This window comes from Methylobacterium sp. Leaf88 (genome assembly GCF_001422795.1).
GTDB lineage: Bacteria > Pseudomonadota > Alphaproteobacteria > Rhizobiales > Beijerinckiaceae > Methylobacterium.
Genome location: NZ_LMMK01000051.1, coordinates 45,045 through 63,339, shown reverse-complemented (window position 1 = coordinate 63,339; position 18,295 = coordinate 45,045). Strand labels below are relative to the sequence as shown.

Below are 18,295 nucleotides of genomic sequence, written 5' to 3'. Positions count from 1 at the left end.
GCCCGACGGATCGGTGCCGGCTTCGGCGAAGGGGTCTTTCGGCATCCGGCGCGTCTCCGTCGTAGGCGGGGTTCGTTCCTTCGGAGAACACCGCCCACGCGGAGCCGGTTCGGTTCAGGTGCCGCAGAAGGTCTGGAGCACGCGCTCGTGCGGCTGCGGAGGCGCGGCATAGGCCGCGAAGGCGGGCTGGTCGTCGTAGGGGCGGGCCAGCACCGCCACGAGCTCGTGGAACGGCGCGAAGTCGTCGCGCGCGACCGCCGCCTCGATCACCGCCTCGACCCGATGGTTGCGCGGGATGAAGGCCGGGTTGACCCGGTCCATCGCCGCCCGGCGCGCGGACGGGTCCCCCGGCTCGGCGGCGAGACGCGCGCGCCAGCGGGTCGCCCAGGGCTCGTATACGGTGGAGTCGTCGAAGAGGTCGCGCACCGGACCGTCGCCCTCGGGGCCGAGGGCCGCCGCGCCGAGGCGCCGGAAGGTCAGGGTGAAGTCGGCGCGCCCGGCCTGCATCGCCTCCAGCAGGGTGCGGCCGAGCTCGCGGTCCTCGTCCCGGTCCGTGGTGAGGCCGAGCTTGGCCCGCAGGCCGCCGTAATAGGCCGCCTCGAACCGGGGGCCGAAGGCGGCGAGGCGGTCCTGCGCCACGGCGATGCCGTCCTCGGTCTCGGGCGCCAGCAGGGGTAGCAGCGCCTCGGCGAACCGGGTCAGGTTCCAGTGCAGGATGCCCGGCTGGTTGCCGTAGGCGTAGCGGCCATTCTCGTCGATGGCGCTGAACACGGCGGAGGGATCGTAGGCGTCGAGGAAGGCACAGGGTCCGAAATCGATGGTCTCGCCGGAGACGGCGCAGTTGTCGGTGTTCATCACCCCGTGGATGAAGCCGACGAGGAGCCAGCGCGCGACGAGGTCGGCCTGGCGCTCCACCACCCGGGTCAGCAGGGCGCCGTAGGGGTTGGCGTCTTCCGCCAGCTCCGGATAGTGCCGGCCGATGACGTGGTCGGCCAGCGCCCGCACGCCGTCGACGTCGCCCCGCATGGCGAAGTACTGGAAGGTGCCGACGCGGATGTGGCTGGTGGCGACCCGGGTCAGGACGCCGCCGGGCAGGACCGTCTCGCGCCTCACGGAATCGCCCGTGAGCACCGCCGCCAGGGCGCGGGTGCTGGGGATGCCCAGAGCCGTCATGGCCTCGCTGACCACGTACTCGCGCAGCACCGGCCCGAGGGCGGCGCGGCCGTCGCCTCGCCGGGAGAACGGCGTCGGGCCCGAGCCCTTGAGCTGAATGTCGCGCCGGACCCCGTCGCGCCCGACGACCTCGCCGAGCAGGATCGCCCGGCCGTCCCCGAGCTGCGGCACGCGGTTGCCGAACTGGTGGCCGGCATAGGCCATGGCCAGGGGCTCGGCGCCCTCCGGCACCCGGTTGCCGGCCAGCACCGCGACGCCCTCCGGGCTCTCGAGCCAGGCGGCCTCGATCCCGAGGTCCGCGGCGAGTTCTCGGTTGATCCGGATCAGGCGGGGCGCCGCCACGGGGGTGGGGTTCACCGCAGCGAAGAAGTGCTCCGGCAGGCGGGCATAGGTGTTGGCGAAAGGAATGGCGGCTGTCATCGAGGGCATGGGTCCCGTGTGCGGCGCGGCGGGCGGCATTGCTCTCGAGGTGGGGCGCCGCATGCGCCAAGGCAAATCCTCAGGCAAAGGCCAAGGCACATCATGGCGATCCCGAACGTCGCGCGCGGGGCCGTCCTGTCCGGAGGCGACGGCCCCGGCGATGGGCGTATCGGCCCCGGCTCGAGTGATGGCGGACGGCGCGGGGGCGCCGAGGGGGCCGAGCGGGCCGGGCGCGCGCGTTCACCCCGGACAACGCGACCCGTGCGGGGCGGGTTCGGACAGGAGGTCCGGCGCGCGGGTGCGGCGTCCGCGCAGGATCGCGCGTCCGCCGATGACCGTGACCGAGAGCACGAAGCCGGCCAGCAGGTCGGGCAGGTAGTGCCCACCGGCCCCGAGGGTCGCCACCACGATGACGGCGTTGAGGGCGATCGCCAGGGGGCCGAGGACCGGGATCGGCGCCAGCGCCCAGGCGGTCAGCACCGCGAGGCAGACGTGGAAGGACGGAAAGGTCACGAGGCCGCGGATGTCCTCCAGGGCCAGGGTGCGCAGGGTCCCGGCGCGCAGGTGCTCCAGGGCGTCGAGGTGCCAGAGGGCGCCCAGGGTCTCGATGGAGCCGTCCGGCACGGTGGCGAGACCGTACTGCACGAAGGGGCCGGCCGCCGGCACCAGGGCGGCGATGAGCACGACCGTGAGGAGCAGCACGGCGAACATCCGCACATAGGCCCAGAGCCGGCCGACCCGGAGGGTGGCGCTGAGCGCGATCACCGTGAGCCCGACCTGCGGCCCGCTGGTGTGGTAGGCGAGCGCCAGCCACCAGGCGAGGCGCGGCTGCGCCTGCAGGGCAGCGTAGTAGGCGGGCCAGTCGAGGCCGAGCGCCGCCTCCGCCCGGGCCAGCCGCGCATCGGCCAGCGGCAGGGCCCAGGTGGCGGTGAGGTAGTGCAGCACCGCGATCGGCACGGTCACGGCGATGAGGCCGGCGCTCGCCAGGGCCATCGCCCGCAGCTTGGGCTCGGACAGGATCGGGCCGAACAGGACCGCGAGGGCGAGGAGCGCCGCCACGAGGCTTGCCGCCACGCCGAAGCCGAACGGCGCCAGGGCGATCCCGGCCCGGCGCAGCCACACCGCATCGAGGAGGGCGACCGCCAGGGCGAGGCCCCAGAGCGCCGGATGCGGCGCGGCCAGGGCGGCCGAGACCCGGCCGATGCGGGCGATGGGTTTGGCGAGGGCGGATCCTGAAAGGGGGGATCTTGCGAGGGAGGCGGCCTCGGCGAGTCCGCGGCGCGTCCCGCGCGCGGGCATCGAAATCGGAGTTGCGTCGCTCACCCGGCATCCTTCGTGGTTCGTCGCAGCCGGAACTCGGCTTTGCGCCGGTTTGTTGCCCGGCGGCGTTCCTTTTCCCCATCCCGTTCCGGTTCCCAGCCCCGATGGTCCCCCCGATGGTCCCCCGTTGAGCCGCATCGCCTTCCTGGATTTCGAGGCGTCCTCCCTCGCGAAGACCAGCTACCCGATCGAGGTCGCGTGGGTGTTTCCCGACGGTAAGTCGGAGAGCTTCCTCATCCGCCCGGCCCCGGGCTGGACCGACTGGGCGCCCGAGGCCGAGGCGGTGCACGGGCTCGCCCGGGAACGCCTGGTGCGGGAGGGCGTCGCCCACGACTGGGTGGCGCTGCACATGCTCACGGCCCTGCGCGACGTGGCGCTCTACGCCTCGGCGCCCTCCTGGGACGGGCACTGGCTGAGCCGGCTCCTGCGCGCCGCCGGCCTGCCGCGCCACGCCCTCCGGCTGAAGGCCACGGCGGAGGCGCAGCGCCGCGTCGTCCTGGACGTGCTCGCGGCGGGCGGCGTGGCGCCGACCGCGCGCGACGCCCTGGCGGGCAAGCTCCTGGCGACCCTGCGCCTGGAGGCGCGCGACGATCCGGCGGCGGAGCATCGCGCCCTGTCGGATGCCCGGCGCGAGTGCCGGCGCTGGGCCCGCGCCCGAAGCCGCGCCGCGGCGCTGCTCCGCGAGGAGGGCGGAGGCGGGGTGGAGTGAGCGGTCTCGGGTGGAGATGGGGCGAGCCTTTGCCCAGCGCCCGAACCCTGCGTCCGGTGAGGCCGGCGAGGTTTCGTCACCCGCCCGCGGCCGTCGCGGATCGGTGCGAGGTGTGCCATTCGGCGGGCAGCGTATCCTCTCCTGCCTGTCGATCGAAACGCAGTTCCTGCTGAGGAACGACCAGCCAGGCCGCCAAGACCTGGACCGCGTCGTGCTGATCGGTGCGGTGAACGCCGAGTCGGGCGCGCGGATCGAAGCAGGGACCGAGAGGACGATCGTCGCGGTCCAGCCGGGAGGCCGCGCCTATCCGGTCGCGTTCGCCAAGCCTGCTGAGGCCCTTGCGGCGGTCCCGCCCGCGCTCCTGACGCTCGCCGTCCCAGCGGAGCGGTGAGCGGGAACGCGGTCGTCCCGCACCGGCTCGGCATCGATACCCGCAAGATCTGCAATGATCTGCTGGACGTGACCCACCCGCATGGCGGGTGGAAAACACGCTTCTTCCCCGGGTTCGGCTTCACGCCGACCGAGCCCTTGGCGTTCGCGGACGCCCTCTTTACCGAAGCCCAGGGCGCTGCCCACGTCGCCCGCCAGCCCTCCGAATACGGAGCCGACATGCTGACCTGCGTCGGTCCCCTGGGGACACCCTCGGGCCGCAGGCCCTGGATCCGCTCGGTCTGGCTGGCGATCGCGAAGGCCGAGGGCGAAACGGGCCGCTTCGGGGCGGCGTTTCCCGACCGTGACCGGTCGGCGCCGCGACCCTGATCCGGAGGATCGGGCGCCGATCCGTTCGACCGTGTGAACGACCAGCAGGGGTGGTTTGCGGCTCTTTGGCGTCAGGCCCAGGCGACCCAGCCCCGGAAGGCAAACCCGGCGTAGAAGAGGCGGACCCCGCTAAACCCAGCCTCGCGCAACAGCGTCTCGTCCTCCTCGGGCGAAAGGATCGGCAAGCGTTCTACGATCCCGGTCTTTGCACGCTCGGCGTGTGAGCGTTCGATGCCGGAGGCCGTCGCGAAAGCGGCATACCGTGAAAGCCAGAGGTCGCGTTCATCCTGCGGAATGCTGAAGTGCGCCGCGACGAAGGGTGCACCGGGCTTTAGACGACGCCGAATTTCCCGGAGGGTGCGTGACCGCTCCTGACGCTCGATGCAGTGCAGGGTCAGGATGCAGGCGGCAGCGTCGAACGGCCCCTCCGGCGCGCCATCGATCAGCCCCTCATGAAGATGGGCACGGTCGGAGAGGTGGCCCAGGGTTTTCCGGGCAAGGTCGAGCATTGCGGCAGACGGGTCGACGCCGACGAACGTCCACCCGGGCTGCCCCTCGGCGAACACCTTGAGTTCGAGGCCGCCGCCCGCACCGAGAACGAGCACCTGTGCCCTGTCCGGGGCGCGTTCCGCGAGGAGAAGCCTCGCCATACGTTGCATGTCGGCATAGCCGGGCACCATGCGCGGCGGGTTTTCGGCGTAGCGGGCAACGGCCTGCGGATCTGAGAAAGCATCCATGCCGGATCGTATCACGCGCGACGATCCGGCGAACGTCCGCGTCGGGTGGCTTGCGGACGCTTCGACCTTCTTGGCCCCCCCTCCGAAGCCCGATCCATCAGGCGCGCCAGCCGTGGCGATCCAGACCCATGCTCCCGCCAATCTGAACTTTTGTCCGTCCCCTCGGCTTGATGGCCATGCCTCACCCCCCGAACGCGCCGTATGCCCTCGTCGTGGACGACGATTTCCTCGTTCGGATGGATGCGGAAACGATCTTGGAGGATGCCGGCTTCCACGCCCTGTCGGCAGCAAATGGCGTTGAAGCGATCAAGCTGCATGAGGACCACGCAGACCTGATCGTGCTGCTGTTCACCGATGTGGAGATGCCGGGCGGCCCCGATGGCTTCGAGTTGGCACGAACGACCGCGAGGCGCTGGCCCGACATCTCGATCGTCGTTGCATCCGGCGGCGTCAAACCGGGGGTGGGGGATCTTCCCGAGGGGGCTGTCTTCCTGGGCAAACCCTTCAGCGCTCAGATCGTCCACGACCACCTCGACATGATCCTGCCGGACGGTCAGAAACCCGAGCCTCTGAAAGCACGCAAGCGCTAGAAGGGGCGCTGGCCGCGGCCACCGGTCGGACCGGCCGCCCTGTCAGGCGGCGCCGAGATAGGCGGCCTCCAGGCCGGCATCGGCACTGAGTTCGGCGGCGGTGCCGGCGGTGACGACGCGGCCTTGCTCCAGCACGTAGCCGCGATCGGCCACCGTCAGGGCCAGGGCCGCCATCTGGTCGACGATCAGGATGGTGACGCCCTGGTCGCGCAGGTCCGCCACCACGGCGTAGAGGGCGTTGATCATCGCCGGGGCCAGGCCGAGGGAGGGCTCGTCGAGGAGCAGGATGCGCGGCTGCGCCATCATCCCGCGGGCGATGGCCAGCATCTGCTGCTCGCCCCCCGAGAGTAGGCCCGCCCGGCTCGTCGCCCGGTCGCGCAGGCGGGGAAAGCGGGTGAGCAGCGCCTCGATCTCGGCCGGGTCGATGGGCGCCTTGCGGCCATGGGCCCCGAGGCGGATGTTCTCGATCACGGTCAATTCGGGAAACACCTGCCGGCCCTCCGGCACCAGGGCGAGGCCGAGGCGGGCGATGGTGTGGGCGGGCAGGTGCGCGATGGCCCGGTCCTCCAGCACGATCCCGCCGGAGACCGGCCGGAGCAGGCCGGCGAGGGCCCGCAGGGTCGTCGACTTGCCGGCGCCGTTGGCGCCGAGCAGCGCCACGGTCTCGCCGGGGCGGACCTCGAGGGCGACGCGGTCGAGGACCGGGGCGGCGCCGTAGCCGGCGGTGAGGCCCTGGGTGGAGAGCACCGCGTCGGCCGGCGGCTTCCAGGCGACGGCGCGGGGCCGGGCCGGCGTGTCGGCCCCGCCCAGATAGGCGCGGATCACCGCCGGGTCGTGCCGGATCGCCGCCGGCGTCCCGTGGGCGATCGGACGCCCGGCATCCATGACCAGGATCGCGTCGGAGACGCCCATCACCAGGGGCATGTCGTGCTCGACCAGCACCACGGCGATGCCCTGCCCGGCGATCCGGCGCAGGAGACCGCCCAGGGCGTCGGTGTCGGCCCGGGTCAGGCCGGCGGCGGGCTCGTCGAGGAGGAGGATGCGCGGCCGGCCGGCGAGCGCCCGGGCGATCTCCACCAGGCGGCGGTCCACATGGGGCAGCTCCCCGGCGGGCCGGTCGAGGTCGCCCGCGTAGCCCACGAAGTCCAGCAGGGACGCGGCGGCAACGCGGTCGCCCTTGCCGGAGGGGCGCCAGAGGCGGCCCGGCTCGAAGGCTAGGGCGACGTTGTCGAGGACGCCGAGCGAGCCGAACAGGCGCGTGGTCTGGTAGGTGCGGGCGATGCCGGCCCGGGCGATGGCGTGGGCCGGGGCCCCGGCGAGGTCCCGGTCCCCTAAGCGGATCGCCCCGGCCTGCGGCCGGTAGAAGCCCGAGATCATGTTGAGCACGGTGGTCTTGCCGGCGCCGTTGGGGCCGATCAGGCTCGTCACCGCCCCGGCCTCGGCCCGGACCGAGACGCCCTCGGCCGCGCGGATGCCGCCGAAGCGGATGCCGATGCCCTCGACCACCAGGGGCTCGCCCCCGCGCTGCCCGATGAGCCGGGCGAAATCCAGCGCCGGCGGCCGGGCGCCGGTGCGGGGCCGCGGCAGCAGCCGGGCCGCGCTGCCGACGATCCCCGCAGGCACCAGCCAGAGCACCACCAGGGTGGCGAGGCCGAAGAACAGCAGCCGGTACTCGGCGAGCCCCGCCAGGGTCTCGGGCAGGAGCACGGTGACGAGGGCGCCGAAGAGCGGCCCGAGCACTGTGCCGGCCCCGCCGACCACCACGGAGAGCACGAACAGGATCGACTGCGAGAACGGGAACGAGCTCGGGGCGATGAACAGCATCAGGGGCGGCAGCACCGCCCCGGCGAGGCCCGTCAGCGCCGCCGAGATCGCGAAGGCGAGTGTCTTCACCCGCACCGGGTCGAAGCCCAGGGAGGCGGCCGCCACGTCGGCGTCGCGCACCGCCCGCATCGCCCGGCCGAGGCGGCTGCGGGCGAGGCGGTGGAAGCCGTAGAGGGCGAGGCCCGCGCCCAGCACGGCGAGGAGGGCCAGCTCGCGCTCGGCGAAGGGGGTGCCGAACAGGCTCGGCCCGGCGGTGACCACGAGGCCGTTCTGGCCGCCGGTGAGCGCCCCGCCCTCGATCAGGGCGTGCTCGATGATGAAGCCGAACGCGATGGTGACCATGGCGAGGTAGGGGCCCTTCACCCGCATGGCCGGCACCGCGAGCCCCGCTCCGACCAGGCCCGAGAGCAGGCCGGCCGCCGGCAGCGCGAGCCAAAAGCTCAGCCCGGCCCCGGTGAGGATCGCGCTGGCATAGGCGCCGATGGCGTAGAAGCCGGCATGGCCGAAGGAGATCAGCCCGGTCAGCCCGAGGAGGACGTTGAGCCCCGTTCCGGCGACCGTGGTCAGGGCCACCAGGGCGATGACGAAGTGGCTGTAGCCGCCGGTCAGCCCCACCAGGGCCAGCCCCGCCAGGGTCAGGGCCAGGATCGTGAGGGGCATCGCGGCGGGGGCGCGCAGGCGGTGCATCGGCTCAGACCTTGTTGATGGCGGCGCGGCCGAGGAGCCCGTCGGGGCGCAGGGCCAGGGCCAGGATGATCACCGAGAAGACCACGAGCTGGGTGTAGGTGGAGCCGAGGGTCGCGGTGACGCCGGCCTCGACGAGGCCGTAGAGCAGGCCCGCCAGCACCACGCCGGTGGCCGAGCCGATGCCGCCCAGGATCGCCACCGCGAAGGCCTTGATCCCGAACAGCGCCCCCATCTCGGCCGAGACCGAGAATAGCGGCGCGATGAGGAGGCCGGCGGCCCCGGCCAGCAGCGCCGAGAGCGCGAAGGCGCAGGCCACCGTGCGCCGGACGTCGATGCCCATCAGCCGCGCCGCGTCGGCGTTCTGCGCCACCGCCAGGAGCACCCGGCCGAGGTCGGTGCGCCGGAACAGGGTCCGGATCGCCACCGCCACCGAGAGGCCGACCACCGGGATGAGGAGCTGGAGCGGGTAGAGGCCGGTGCCGAGGATCTCCACCGGCGTCACCGCCAGGGACGAGGGCAGGCTGCGCGGCTCCTTGCCGAAGGTGAACAGCATCGCGTTGTCGAGGACGATGCCGCCCGCGACCGTGGCGAGGAGCCAGGCGTCCGAGCCCTTCTCGACGAAGGGCCGCACCAGCAGCCGCTCCACCGTGACCCCGAGGAGCGCGCAGCCCAGGAGCGCCCCGAGGATCGCCGCCGGCATCGGCCAGCCCAGCGTCACCGCCAGGGTGTAGCCCAGCACCGCCCCGAGGGTGACGGCGCTGCCCTGCGCGAAGTTCACCGTGCCCGAGACCGCGTAGGTGACGTGGAAGCCGAGCGCCACGAGCCCGTACATGCTGCCGAGGCCGAGGCCGGTGATGAGCGTTCCCGTGAGCATCGGCCCCGTCCCTTCAATTGGTAATGGCGACGATCTCGCCGTTCTGGAAGCGGGTGAAGACGTAGTCCTGCGGCCCGAGGGCGTCGTGCTGGCCCGGCGCGAAGGGCTTGTCGTAGGTCTTGATCAGGCCCGGATAGGTCGCGACCTTGTAGAAGCCGTCCCGCACCTCCGGTCCCTTGGTCGAGCCGGCGGCCTGGATCGCCAGGGCGAGCAGGTGGGTGGCGTCGTAGGCGTTGGCGATGCCCACCGCCGGGGTGACATCGGCCATCGTCTTGATCGCCGGATACTTCGCCTTGAGGGCGTCGAGGACCGCGAGGGCCTTCGGGCTGGTGTTGCCCGCGAAGGTGAAGGTCTGGATGAAGTGGACTCTTGCCGCGCTCGGCCCGGCGAGCTCGTCGAAGCGCCCGCCGGCCGGGCCCCAGTGCGAGACCACCGGCACGCTCCAGCCCATCCGGTCGAGGGACTTTACCACCTGGGCCGAGGGCCCGACATTGCCCACGAGGAACAGGGTGTCGGCGCCGGCCTCCCGCAGGCGGGTGAGCTGGGGCACCATGTCGAGGTCGGCGGCCTCGTACTTCTCGATGCCGGCGGCCGGCAGGTCGGCGGCCTTCAGCGCCGCGGTCAGGCCCTGCTGGTTCGACTCGCCCCAGGCGTTGTTGACCAGGATCATCCCGGGCTTCTTCGCGCGATGGGTCTTCACCGCGTAGGCGACCAGGGCCTCGTCCACCAGGGCGTCCACGGCCGAGACCCGGAAGGCGTAGTTGTCGGCCGCCCCGTTGCGGGTGATCCCGGTGCCGGCGGCCCAGGGCCCGAGGAAGGGCACCTTCATCTGGTTGGCGATGGGCACCAGCGCCATCGAGACCGGCGTGTCGAGGCCGCCGACCAGCGCCACCACGCCGACCCGCTGGATCAGCTCGCGGGCGGCGAGCACGCCCTTCGACGGGTTGGCCTCGTCGTCCCGCGCCACCAGCTCCAGAGGCCGCCCGAGCACGCCGCCGCGGGCGTTGACCTCGTCGATGGCGAGCCCGATGCCGCGGGAGATCGCCTCGCCGGATTTCGCCGACTGCCCGCTCAGCGCCGTGACGAGGCCGATCCGGATCGGCTCCGCGGCCCGGGCCGCGCCGGCGGCGGAGAGCCCGAGGACGAGGCAGGCGCCCAGAGCGCCGCAGGCCCCCAGGGCGAGGCGGCGGGTCAGGGGCGTCGATCGGCCGGACAGGGGTCGGCTGGACAGGGGTCGGCGGGGCATGGGGTCTCTCCGGCGGCTGCGTCTTGCCCCACCCCGCAACCCCCATGCCAGCCGCTTCGGCCTTGAATTTGCACGGGGATTCTCGCCAGACCCCGCTCGATGCCTGCGGATGCGCCAAAGTGCATACACTTGTTGCATGCACTTTGGCGGCGTTTGCGGCAGGGAGGGGCGTGTCACCGGAGGCCCGACCATGACCGACACCACCGCCCGCGACGCGGCCAACGTCACCGCCTATCTCGAAGCCTCGATGGTGCCCGACCCCGAGCGGGCGGCGACCTACATGGCGCCGGGCATCACCATCGTGTTCACGGGCGGGCGCACCTTCGGGCATCCCCGCGAGGTCACGGCCTTCAATGCCGGGCGTTACGCCTGGGTGAAGAAGCGGATGGAGCGCCTCGATGTGGTGCCGGGGGACGGCGTCACCACGGTCTACAGCCTCGGCACCCTCTACGGCGCATGGCCGGACGGGACGCCGTTCGAGGGCAACCGCTACGTCGACCGCTTCACGGTGCGGGACGGCCTGATCGTGACCATGGAGGTCTGGAACGACAGCGCCGAGCGCCTCCTCAGCCGGCACGACCTGAACACCTGAAGCAGGCTGCGCGCGAGCGAAGCGGCGCCCGGATCGCCGAGCCGGCGCGGCGCTCGCGCGAAGCCCCGTTCCGCCAGCCCGAAGGGATCAGACGGATTCGACGCGAGGGGCGCTCAGCCGCCCACGGGCTCGATATAGGGGGCGAGCAGGCGGCCGAGGTCGCGCTCGCGCGGCGGGGCGGCGACGATGCGCGCCCGCTCGGCCACCGCGTCGAGGTGGTGGTCCATCAGCGCCACGGCCCGCGCGGGGTCGCCCGCGATCAGGGCGGCGGCGAGGGCGCGGTGCTCAGCGACCCCGCATTCGGCGGAATGCGGCCGGCTGTAGAGCGAGAGCACCAGGGCGCAGCGGTAGCCGAGCTCGGCCACGTAGCGCTCCAGCACCGGGCTGCCGGTCATCTGGGCGAGCAGCAGGTGGAACTCGGTGGCCAGGCGGATCGAGGCGCCGTCGGCCCCGCCCTGCGCCGCCTCCTCCCGGGCGATGTGCGCGTGGAGCGCCGCCTGCTGCGCGGGCGTCAGCTGCCCGGCGAGGCGCGCGACCACGAGGCGCTCCAGGCTGATGCGCACGTCGAAGGTGTCGCGCGCCTCCGCCCAGCTCGGAGTCGCCACCACGGCGATGCGGTTGCGCCGCAGTTCCACCAGCCCCTCCCCCGCCAGTTGCCCGAGGGCCTGGCGGGCGATGGTACGGCTGACGCCGAAGCGCTCGCCCAGCGCATCTTCGGGCAGGCGGTCGCCGGGCATGATCGCCCGCTCGACGATCGCCCGGCGCAGGGAGCGGCAGATCGAGCCCACCCGGTCTCGGCTCTCCACCCGCGTCTCGTCGTCCTGCATGTCGCGTCGATCCATCCCGTGCCCGTCGCGGCTCCGGAAGCACGAGTGGGACCAGATCCGGCCCCTGCCTCCGGCCGAGGGGCCGCGCGGGCGAGGGTCCGGGATGGACTCGACCGGTCCGGGTCAGGCGCGGCGCGCATCCTGCGCCGCTGTGACCAGGGCGGCGGCGAGACAGCCGAGGCCGACGAGCAGGGCAGGGCCGAGGCGCTCGCCCAGCAGCAGGGCGGAGGACAGGAGACCCACCGCCGGAACCCCGAGGGTGGCGTTCGCCATGGTGAAGCTGTCGATGCGCCGGCCGATCGTCGCGAAGATCACGAAGCAGAGCGACGTCGCCACAGGCCCGATGAAGACCAGGAGCCCGACGAGGCGTGGCGACCACGCGACGGCGAGCGGCCCCTCCACCGCGAAGGCGGCGACGGCGAGCGGGACCGCCGCCAGCAGCATCTGCCAGGGCGCGAGGTCGAGGGGATGCGCGCGCCAGCGGTGGCGGCGGACATGCAGGATGACCCCGGCCCAGCAGAGGGCGCAGACGAGCAGCAGGCCGTTGCCGAGGAGCACGTCGGGATCGGTCCAATCCATGCCCATCGGCGAGCAAACCACGGCGACGCCCACGAGGCCGAGCAGGATCGCGACGCCCTGCCGGCGCGACGGGCGCTCGCGCAGCACCAAGCCGGCGCCGAGCAGGACCCAGATCGGCGTCGTGTAGGCCAGCAGCGCCGCCCGGCCCGCATCGGTGTGGCGCATCGCGATCAGGCCGAGGGCCGTGAAGGCCATCATCTGCAGGAGCCCGACGCTGGCGAGCACCGGCCAGTCGGCCCGGGGCGGCCAGCGCAGGCGGCCGGCGAGGCCGAGGAGCCCGAACAGGACCGCCCCGGCGCTGGAAAAGCGCAGGGCCGCGAGCCAGAGGGGCGGCGCGGCGTCGAGGCAGAGCTTCATCGCCGGCCAGCTCAGGCCCCAGAGCAGCACCATCAGGCCGAGCCAGGCCCCCGTCGGAACCCGGATGCGGGGATGGGCCGGCGCCAAGGGTGGCGAGACCAAGGGTGGCGAGACCAAGGGTGGCGAGGCCAAGGGTGGGGAGAAGGAATTGACCATGAGGGGGTCCGCGGACAGATCGCGGACGAGGCCGCGGCCCAGGATGTTTATGTCCCGCTCGGCGGTATGTTCGTTCCGATTCTCCGGTTAGACCGGTACAATCGGCAAAAGATGCCGCATGCATCCGGTTTGGGGACAGATCATGCCGCCGCGGTCGATCATGCTGGATGACGCCTCCCTGCGCATCCTCGAACGCCTGCAACGGGACAGCGAGATCAGCGTCGCCGAGCTGGCGCAGGAGGTCGGGCTCTCGACCTCGCCGTGCTGGCGCCGGGTCAACGACCTGAAGGCCAGCGGCGTCATCCAGCGCTCCGTCGCGGTGGCCGATCCGATCGCCCTCGGGCTGCCGGTCAACGTCTTCGTCCACGTCACGCTGGAGAAACAGACCCAGACCGCGCTCACGGCCTTCGACGAGGCGGTGCGCCACCGTCCCGAGGTGATGGAGTGCTACCTGATGAGCGGCGAGGCCGATTACATGCTGCGCGTCGTGGTGGAGGATCTGGGCCAGTTCCAGAAGCTCGTGCTCGATTACCTCACCCGAATTCCCGGCGTCGCGAGCATCCGCTCCAGCTTCGCCCTGGGACAGGTGAAGTACACGACCGCCCTGCCCCTCGGCCATCTTCGGCGCTGAGGGGCCCTCTGGCTGCGAAGCCTGCTCACGGAGCATCCGGAGCTGCGCACCAGCGTCCTGCGCAACCGGTCCATGGGGCCCGCCATCGCCCCGATCCCGCAGGGCGCGGGCGCGCCGCAGGGGCATTCCGCGTTCGACGAGGCCTTCCGGATGTTCCAGAACGGACGCCTCGACGACGTGATCGGTCACGCCGACATCGCGGCCTCCTCCGCCCGGGCGCTGGGCGAGCCCCGGCCCTAGATCGGGTGGCCCATGACAGAGAATCCGGCCCCACGCTTCAGCCGGGTGTTGGGCGCGCGCACGCCCTGGGGGCGGGCCGTCATCGACCGGATCGACGCGATCCTGCCGGACGTCCGCGCGACGGAGGCGTTCCGGGAAATCGTCGAAGCGTGGTCCGCACTGGAGGACCGCGCCACGCTGCGGGCCGTCTCCGGTGCGTCCTTCCCGTCGAGCGCCTGGCCCGCACCGGTCTGCTCACCGGCCTCGACAACCGGTTGCGCCCCGACGGCGCGCTGGACGCCCCTGCCCGTCGTCGGCGCCCGGGCCTGTTCCTGCGGGATCGCGGCCCTCCGGGCGGGCGAGTCCGGCGACAGGCTCGTGACCCGGGCCGATGCCGCGCTCTCCCGCCGAAAGCACAGGGGCCGGACCCCGGTCACCCCGGACGGGGACGCGATTTTCGCCCGTGGCGCGGCTTGGGCCCCCGAGGCGTGGCGCGGTGCTGCGTCAGAGCGGGCGACGAACGGGCGAGGCCATGGCGCGTTGCCTCCCCACAGGTCCGCCCCCGGACACGGAGCCCCCCATGACCTTACGATCCGAAACACCCCCGTCCCCGGGCAACCTCGCGGTCGCGACGCCGCCCGAATCCGACCGGCCCACCACCGCCATGCTGAAGGCGGACATCGACAGCGGCCGGACCGGGGACAAGATCGCCCAGTACGACCCCGGCCTGTCGCAGCTTGGCACCGACGACGAGGCGGCCGGCAACGCCCCCTCGCATGCCCGCGTGGCGCTCGCCCGGAAGACCGAGGCCGCGCCGCCGAAGGCGCGGGAGGCCGCGAGGCCGGAGACCGGCGGCGGCTGGGTCATGCCGCTGTTCATCGGCCTCGCCGCCCTGGTGCCGGTGGTGGTCGGCGTGTCGCTCTTCGTCTTCCGCTGAAGGCGGAAACCGCCCTCAGGCCGTCCGGCCCCGCCGGCGGGCGACCTCGGCGAGGGCCGCGAGGTCCTTCTCGGCGTCGCCGTGGCCCATCGCCTCGATGAGGTTGTCGCGCAGCACGCTGGCGAAGGGCATCGGCACCCCGGCGGCCCCGGCCGCGGAGAGCGCCAGGCCGACATCCTTGGCGCCGAGCTTGAGGTTGAACCCCGGCGGCTCGTAGCGCCGGGCCGCGATGAGCGCGCCGTAGTTCTTGTAGACGGGGGAAGCGAACAGGGTGTTCGTCAGGAGGTCGAGGAGGTCGGCCCCCGTCACCCCGTGGCCCTCGGCCAGGGCGGACGCCTCGCCCATGGCCTCGATCGCCGCGATCAGCATGAAGTTGCCCGCAAGCTTCACCGCGTTGGCCCGGTGCGGCTCGGTCCCGAAGCCCCAGGTCCGGGCGCCCAGGGCGTCGAGGAGCGGCTGGGCCCGCGCAATCGCGTCCGGATCTCCGGCCGCCACGATGTTCAGGGCTCCGGCCTCGGCGACGTCCGGACGTCCGAAGACCGGAGCGGCGATGTAGGGCACGCCGGCGCGGGCGTGGATGGCGGCGAGCTCCTGCGCCAGGACCACCGAGATCGTGCTCATCGAGAGATGCAGGCCCGGGCGCCCGGGGCCGTCGAGGAGGCCGCCCTCCACGATCACCGCCCGCAGGGCCGCGTCGTCGGCCAGCATGGTGATGGCCGCATCCCCGGCGAAGGCCTCGGCGGCGCTCGCCACCGGGACCACCCCGTCGAGCCCGTCGGCCGCGCCGGCTGAGCGGTTCCAGACCCGGACCCTGTGCCCGGCCCGGACCAGGCTCGCCGCCATGCCGCGGCCCATCCGTCCGAGGCCGATCACGCCGACATCCATGCGCACGCTCATGTCGTCTCTCCCGTCGTGGTGGCCCGGCACTCAGTGGCCGTCGAGGAATTCGAGCGTCAGGCTGTTGAACTGGTCCGTCGCCTCCATGTGGACGAGGTGCCCGATGCCGGGCAGCACCACGGCGCGGCCGTTCGGCATCCGGCCGGCCAGCGTCCGCGCGTGCTCGGCATTGCGCCCCATCCCGGCCCGGAGGGCTTCCGGCGCGAAGGGCTTGCCGGGGGCGTTGTGGTCGTTCTCGCCCATGATGAAGAGGGTCGGGACCGGGAGCAGCGGGATCTCGTGCACCACCGGCTGCCCCCAGATCGCCTGGTAGGCATTGACGAAGGACTGCAGCCAGCGCGGATACTCGCCCGAGCCCTTCACCCGCTCGCGCAGCGACACGAAGGGTTCGATGGCGGAGGCCGGCAGCGACAGGGCGTAGTTCGTCATCAGCTGGCGGCGGTAGGACTCCGCCGTGGCGTCGCCCTCCAGGCGCAGCAGGGTGGCGTCGGAGACCGGCGGCACCGTGAACCGGTAATCCTCCAGGCCGATCGGCGCTTCGAGGACGAGGCTGTTGACCCGGGTCGGGGCATTGCGCGCGAGGCGCACCGCCAGCATCCCCCCCATGGAATGGGCCACCACGTCGACCCGGGCCAGGCCGAGGGAGTCGAGCAGCGCCACGGTGTCGGCCGCCATGGCGTCGAAGGTGTAGGGCCCCACGGGCTTGGCCGACTTGCCGAAGCCGAGCTGGTCCGGGGCCAGCACCCGGTAGCCCGCGCGGGTCAGGGCCTGGATCACCGGCTGCCAGTAGCTCGACGGGAAGTTGCGCCCGTGCAGCAGCAGGACGGTCCGGCCGTTGGCCTGTCCCTCCGCGGGCACGTCCATGTAGGCGAGGCGCTGGCGCTCGCCGTCGCGCATCCGCTCGAGGTAGAAGACCGGGTACGGGTAGGCGAAGCCCTCCAGGGCGATGCCGAGGGGCGCCGTGTCGTTGGCGGTCGGCTGGGCGGCGGCGGGCGCCACGGACAGCAGGGCCGCCAGCAGCAGGGCGGAGAGTTTGAGGAGCGCGTCCATGTGGGGTCCCGGCAACGGCGCGCAATCCTACGCACCGGGCTGACATAGCGCAGGTTCCGCACCAGCGTCGCCCGATCCCGGTGACAAACGACACGCCGCGTTTCCCCGGCCCTTGCGGTTTCCGGCCCGGCGTCCCAGGGCTCGGCCATGACCACCGACGTTCCCGGCCCGGATCCGCGCGGCCGACCTTCCTCCCCGGACCGGACGACGTCCCGGGATCAGGATCCCTCCCAGGGTCAAGATCTCCCGCACCAGGATCTCCCGCCCCGGACACCGCCCGAGCCCGGACTGGACGGCATTCCGGTGCGCGAACGCATGCTGGCGCTCCTCGCGATCGGCCTCGCCATGACCATGGCGGTCCTCGACGGCGCCATCGTCAACGTCGCCCTGCCGGTGATGGCCAAGGACCTCGGGGTCGAGCCCTCCGCGGCGATCTTCGTGACCAACAGCTTCCAGATCGCGGTGACGGCCGCCCTGCTGCCCCTGGCCGCCCTGGGCGACATCCTGGGCTATCGCCGGATCTACCTCGCCGGTCTCGCCGTGTTCACGGCGGCGTCCGTCGCCTGCGCCTTCGCCCCCACCTTCGAAGCCCTGGTGGCCGCGCGGATCGCGCAGGGGCTCGGGGCGGCCGGCATCATGAGCGTGAACACCGCCCTGGTGCGCTTCATCTACCCGCAGCGGATGATCGGGCGCGGCGTCGGCAACATCGCCCTGGTGGTGGCCATGGCCTCCGCCGCCGGTCCGACGGTGGCGGCCGCCATCCTGTCGGTGGCGAGCTGGCCCTGGCTGTTCCTGGTCAACCTGCCGGTGGGGCTGATCGCCCTGACGGTGGGGGCCCGCACCCTCCCGGTGACGCCCCGGAGCGGCGGGCGCTTCGACCTCCGCAGCGCCCTCCTCAACGCCGTGACCTTCGGGCTCCTCATCATCGGGGTCGACGGCCTCGGCGACCCGGCGACCCGGGGCGTGGCGCTGGCCGAGATCGGGGCGGCCCTGGCGATCGGCGCGGTGTTCGTCCGGACCCAGACCCGGCTGGCGCGCCCGCTCCTGCCCGTCGACCTCCTGCGGATTCCCGCCTTCGCCCTGTCGATGGCGAGCTCGGTCGCCTCCTTCGCGGCCCAGATGATGGCCTACGTCGCCCTGCCCTTCTACTTCCAGGACGTGCTGCACCTCTCCGAGACCCAGACCGGCTTCCTGATGACGCCGTGGCCCCTGGCCATCGCCCTGATGGCCCCGATCTCGGGGCGCCTCGCCGACCGCTACGCCCCGGGGCTGCTCGGCGGCTTCGGCCTCGCCCTGATGGCCACCGGCCTGACGGCGACGGCCCTCCTCCCCGCGGGCGCGTCGCATCCCGACATCGCCTGGCGCCTGACCCTGTGCGGCCTCGGCTTCGGGTTGTTCCAGTCGCCCAACAACAAGGTCATCATCACCAGCGCCCCGCGGGACCGCAGCGGCGGGGCGAGCGGGATGCAGTCCACCGCCCGCCTCACCGGACAATCCTTCGGCGCGGCCCTGGTGGCGGTGATCTTCGGCCTGCACCAGGGCGGCCCGCCGGCCGGGCCGGTGACCGCGACCCTGTGGTGCGCCGTCGCGCTGGCGAGCCTCGGGGCGGTGACCAGCGTCCTGCGGCGCCAGCCCCGCGCCTGACGCATCCGCCGCGATCGCACCAGGGCCCGACCTGCGCGTTGACCCGGATCAGTGCCTCACCGAAGGA

Annotated in this window: 19 protein-coding genes; 9 read left to right on the top strand and 10 right to left on the bottom strand. The window is 72.9% G+C overall.

Translation table 11 applies throughout. The features are described 5' to 3' along the window. Window positions 1-114: 114 nt before the first annotated feature. Window positions 115-1,593 carry a protein adenylyltransferase SelO gene (locus ASF20_RS19990; protein ID WP_056277326.1) on the bottom strand — a complete coding sequence of 493 codons (1,479 nt, stop codon included), beginning with the start codon at window positions 1,591-1,593 and terminating at the stop codon, window positions 115-117. Between the two features lie 240 nt (window positions 1,594-1,833). Further along, the gene (locus ASF20_RS19985) at window positions 1,834-2,916 is read right to left on the bottom strand and encodes a phosphatase PAP2 family protein (protein ID WP_244476508.1); all 1,083 of its coding nucleotides are present in this window, start codon (window positions 2,914-2,916) and stop codon (window positions 1,834-1,836) included. A gap of 124 nt (window positions 2,917-3,040) precedes the next feature. Here ASF20_RS19985 and ASF20_RS19980 point away from each other — a divergent pair, with 124 nt between their 5' ends. The 3 genes from ASF20_RS19980 to ASF20_RS19970 all read left to right on the top strand — a co-directional run bounded on the left by ASF20_RS19980 (window position 3,041) and on the right by ASF20_RS19970 (window position 4,381). After that, on the top strand, window positions 3,041-3,622 hold the full coding sequence (locus tag ASF20_RS19980) for a transcriptional regulator (protein WP_200941331.1): 582 nt from the start codon (window positions 3,041-3,043) through the stop codon (window positions 3,620-3,622). A 112-nt stretch (window positions 3,623-3,734) separates the two neighbouring features. Further along, entirely contained in the window at window positions 3,735-4,013 is a 279-nt protein-coding gene (locus ASF20_RS19975; RefSeq protein WP_056277271.1) for a hypothetical protein, read from the top strand. Next, complete coding sequence (locus tag ASF20_RS19970; RefSeq protein WP_056277268.1) at window positions 4,010-4,381, top strand: DUF6883 domain-containing protein; 372 nt, start codon at window positions 4,010-4,012, stop codon at window positions 4,379-4,381. Before ASF20_RS19975 ends, ASF20_RS19970 begins: the two co-directional genes overlap by 4 nt. A 71-nt stretch (window positions 4,382-4,452) precedes the next feature. On the opposite strand, the gene ASF20_RS19965 is transcribed toward ASF20_RS19970, so the two are convergent. Next, the gene (locus tag ASF20_RS19965) at window positions 4,453-5,118 is read right to left on the bottom strand and encodes a class I SAM-dependent methyltransferase (RefSeq protein WP_056277265.1); all 666 of its coding nucleotides are present in this window, start codon (window positions 5,116-5,118) and stop codon (window positions 4,453-4,455) included. Between the two features lie 212 nt (window positions 5,119-5,330). Between ASF20_RS19965 and ASF20_RS19960 the strand changes: the two genes are divergently transcribed. Beyond that, the gene (locus tag ASF20_RS19960; RefSeq protein WP_348271552.1) at window positions 5,331-5,708 is read left to right on the top strand and encodes a response regulator; all 378 of its coding nucleotides are present in this window, start codon (window positions 5,331-5,333) and stop codon (window positions 5,706-5,708) included. A gap of 42 nt (window positions 5,709-5,750) precedes the next feature. Here the strand turns inward: ASF20_RS19960 and ASF20_RS19955 are convergent, their stop codons facing one another. The 3 genes from ASF20_RS19955 to ASF20_RS19945 are packed head-to-tail and all read right to left on the bottom strand — an operon-like array spanning window position 5,751 to window position 10,339. Continuing rightward, window positions 5,751-8,219 (bottom strand): branched-chain amino acid ABC transporter ATP-binding protein/permease, encoded by a 2,469-nt coding sequence (locus ASF20_RS19955; RefSeq protein WP_056277259.1) that lies wholly within the window; start codon window positions 8,217-8,219, stop codon window positions 5,751-5,753. A 4-nt stretch (window positions 8,220-8,223) separates the two neighbouring features. Beyond that, window positions 8,224-9,093: a branched-chain amino acid ABC transporter permease gene (locus ASF20_RS19950; RefSeq protein WP_056213336.1), complete on the bottom strand. Its 870-nt coding sequence runs from the start codon at window positions 9,091-9,093 to the stop codon at window positions 8,224-8,226. Window positions 9,094-9,106: 13 nt separating this feature from the next. Further along, window positions 9,107-10,339, bottom strand: coding sequence for an ABC transporter substrate-binding protein (locus tag ASF20_RS19945; protein WP_056277255.1), 1,233 nt, complete (start codon window positions 10,337-10,339; stop codon window positions 9,107-9,109). A 190-nt stretch (window positions 10,340-10,529) separates the two neighbouring features. Between ASF20_RS19945 and ASF20_RS19940 the strand changes: the two genes are divergently transcribed. Further along, entirely contained in the window at window positions 10,530-10,931 is a 402-nt protein-coding gene (locus tag ASF20_RS19940; protein ID WP_056213332.1) for a nuclear transport factor 2 family protein, read from the top strand. Window positions 10,932-11,044: 113 nt separating this feature from the next. Here the strand turns inward: ASF20_RS19940 and ASF20_RS19935 are convergent, their stop codons facing one another. Then, a complete protein-coding gene (locus ASF20_RS19935) occupies window positions 11,045-11,758 on the bottom strand; it encodes a GntR family transcriptional regulator (RefSeq protein WP_056213328.1) in 714 nt (237 codons plus the stop codon). Window positions 11,759-11,881: 123 nt separating this feature from the next. Further along, window positions 11,882-12,850, bottom strand: coding sequence for a DMT family transporter (locus ASF20_RS19930; RefSeq protein WP_056277251.1), 969 nt, complete (start codon window positions 12,848-12,850; stop codon window positions 11,882-11,884). A gap of 142 nt (window positions 12,851-12,992) precedes the next feature. Here ASF20_RS19930 and ASF20_RS19925 point away from each other — a divergent pair, with 142 nt between their 5' ends. The 3 genes from ASF20_RS19925 (at window position 12,993) to ASF20_RS19915 (ending at window position 14,637) form a co-directional block, all read left to right on the top strand. Beyond that, window positions 12,993-13,481 (top strand): Lrp/AsnC family transcriptional regulator, encoded by a 489-nt coding sequence (locus ASF20_RS19925; RefSeq protein ID WP_056277320.1) that lies wholly within the window; start codon window positions 12,993-12,995, stop codon window positions 13,479-13,481. 72 nt (window positions 13,482-13,553) lie between these two features. After that, entirely contained in the window at window positions 13,554-13,721 is a 168-nt protein-coding gene (locus ASF20_RS24285; RefSeq protein ID WP_156389604.1) for a hypothetical protein, read from the top strand. Between the two features lie 559 nt (window positions 13,722-14,280). Next, window positions 14,281-14,637: a hypothetical protein gene (locus tag ASF20_RS19915; protein WP_056213320.1), complete on the top strand. Its 357-nt coding sequence runs from the start codon at window positions 14,281-14,283 to the stop codon at window positions 14,635-14,637. A 15-nt stretch (window positions 14,638-14,652) separates the two neighbouring features. Here the strand turns inward: ASF20_RS19915 and ASF20_RS19910 are convergent, their stop codons facing one another. Beyond that, the gene (locus ASF20_RS19910) at window positions 14,653-15,522 is read right to left on the bottom strand and encodes an NAD(P)-dependent oxidoreductase (RefSeq protein WP_056277316.1); all 870 of its coding nucleotides are present in this window, start codon (window positions 15,520-15,522) and stop codon (window positions 14,653-14,655) included. A 42-nt stretch (window positions 15,523-15,564) separates the two neighbouring features. Next, complete coding sequence (locus ASF20_RS19905; RefSeq protein ID WP_056277245.1) at window positions 15,565-16,584, bottom strand: alpha/beta fold hydrolase; 1,020 nt, start codon at window positions 16,582-16,584, stop codon at window positions 15,565-15,567. Between the two features lie 315 nt (window positions 16,585-16,899). On the opposite strand from ASF20_RS19905, the gene ASF20_RS19900 reads away from it, so the two are divergent. Next, window positions 16,900-18,228 (top strand): MFS transporter, encoded by a 1,329-nt coding sequence (locus ASF20_RS19900; protein WP_056277242.1) that lies wholly within the window; start codon window positions 16,900-16,902, stop codon window positions 18,226-18,228. The last annotated feature ends 67 nt before the right edge of the window (window positions 18,229-18,295 follow it).

Excerpts from the sequence above, each read along its gene's own strand:
- ASF20_RS24285 (WP_156389604.1), top strand. The coding sequence starts at position 13,554 with ATGGGGCCCGCCATCGCCCCGATCCCGCAGGGCGCGGGCGCGCCGCAG.
- ASF20_RS19945 (WP_056277255.1), bottom strand. The coding sequence starts at position 10,339 with ATGCCCCGCCGACCCCTGTCCAGCCGACCCCTGTCCGGCCGATCGACG.
- ASF20_RS19930 (WP_056277251.1), bottom strand. The coding sequence starts at position 12,850 with ATGGTCAATTCCTTCTCCCCACCCTTGGCCTCGCCACCCTTGGTCTCG.
- ASF20_RS19915 (WP_056213320.1), top strand. The coding sequence starts at position 14,281 with ATGACCTTACGATCCGAAACACCCCCGTCCCCGGGCAACCTCGCGGTC.
- ASF20_RS19990 (WP_056277326.1), bottom strand. The coding sequence starts at position 1,593 with ATGACAGCCGCCATTCCTTTCGCCAACACCTATGCCCGCCTGCCGGAG.
- ASF20_RS19955 (WP_056277259.1), bottom strand. The coding sequence starts at position 8,219 with ATGCACCGCCTGCGCGCCCCCGCCGCGATGCCCCTCACGATCCTGGCC.
- ASF20_RS19925 (WP_056277320.1), top strand. The coding sequence starts at position 12,993 with ATGCCGCCGCGGTCGATCATGCTGGATGACGCCTCCCTGCGCATCCTC.
- ASF20_RS19940 (WP_056213332.1), top strand. The coding sequence starts at position 10,530 with ATGACCGACACCACCGCCCGCGACGCGGCCAACGTCACCGCCTATCTC.
- ASF20_RS19965 (WP_056277265.1), bottom strand. The coding sequence starts at position 5,118 with ATGGATGCTTTCTCAGATCCGCAGGCCGTTGCCCGCTACGCCGAAAAC.
- ASF20_RS19910 (WP_056277316.1), bottom strand. The coding sequence starts at position 15,522 with ATGGATGTCGGCGTGATCGGCCTCGGACGGATGGGCCGCGGCATGGCG.
- ASF20_RS19950 (WP_056213336.1), bottom strand. The coding sequence starts at position 9,093 with ATGCTCACGGGAACGCTCATCACCGGCCTCGGCCTCGGCAGCATGTAC.
- ASF20_RS19900 (WP_056277242.1), top strand. The coding sequence starts at position 16,900 with ATGCTGGCGCTCCTCGCGATCGGCCTCGCCATGACCATGGCGGTCCTC.
- ASF20_RS19905 (WP_056277245.1), bottom strand. The coding sequence starts at position 16,584 with ATGGACGCGCTCCTCAAACTCTCCGCCCTGCTGCTGGCGGCCCTGCTG.
- ASF20_RS19935 (WP_056213328.1), bottom strand. The coding sequence starts at position 11,758 with ATGCAGGACGACGAGACGCGGGTGGAGAGCCGAGACCGGGTGGGCTCG.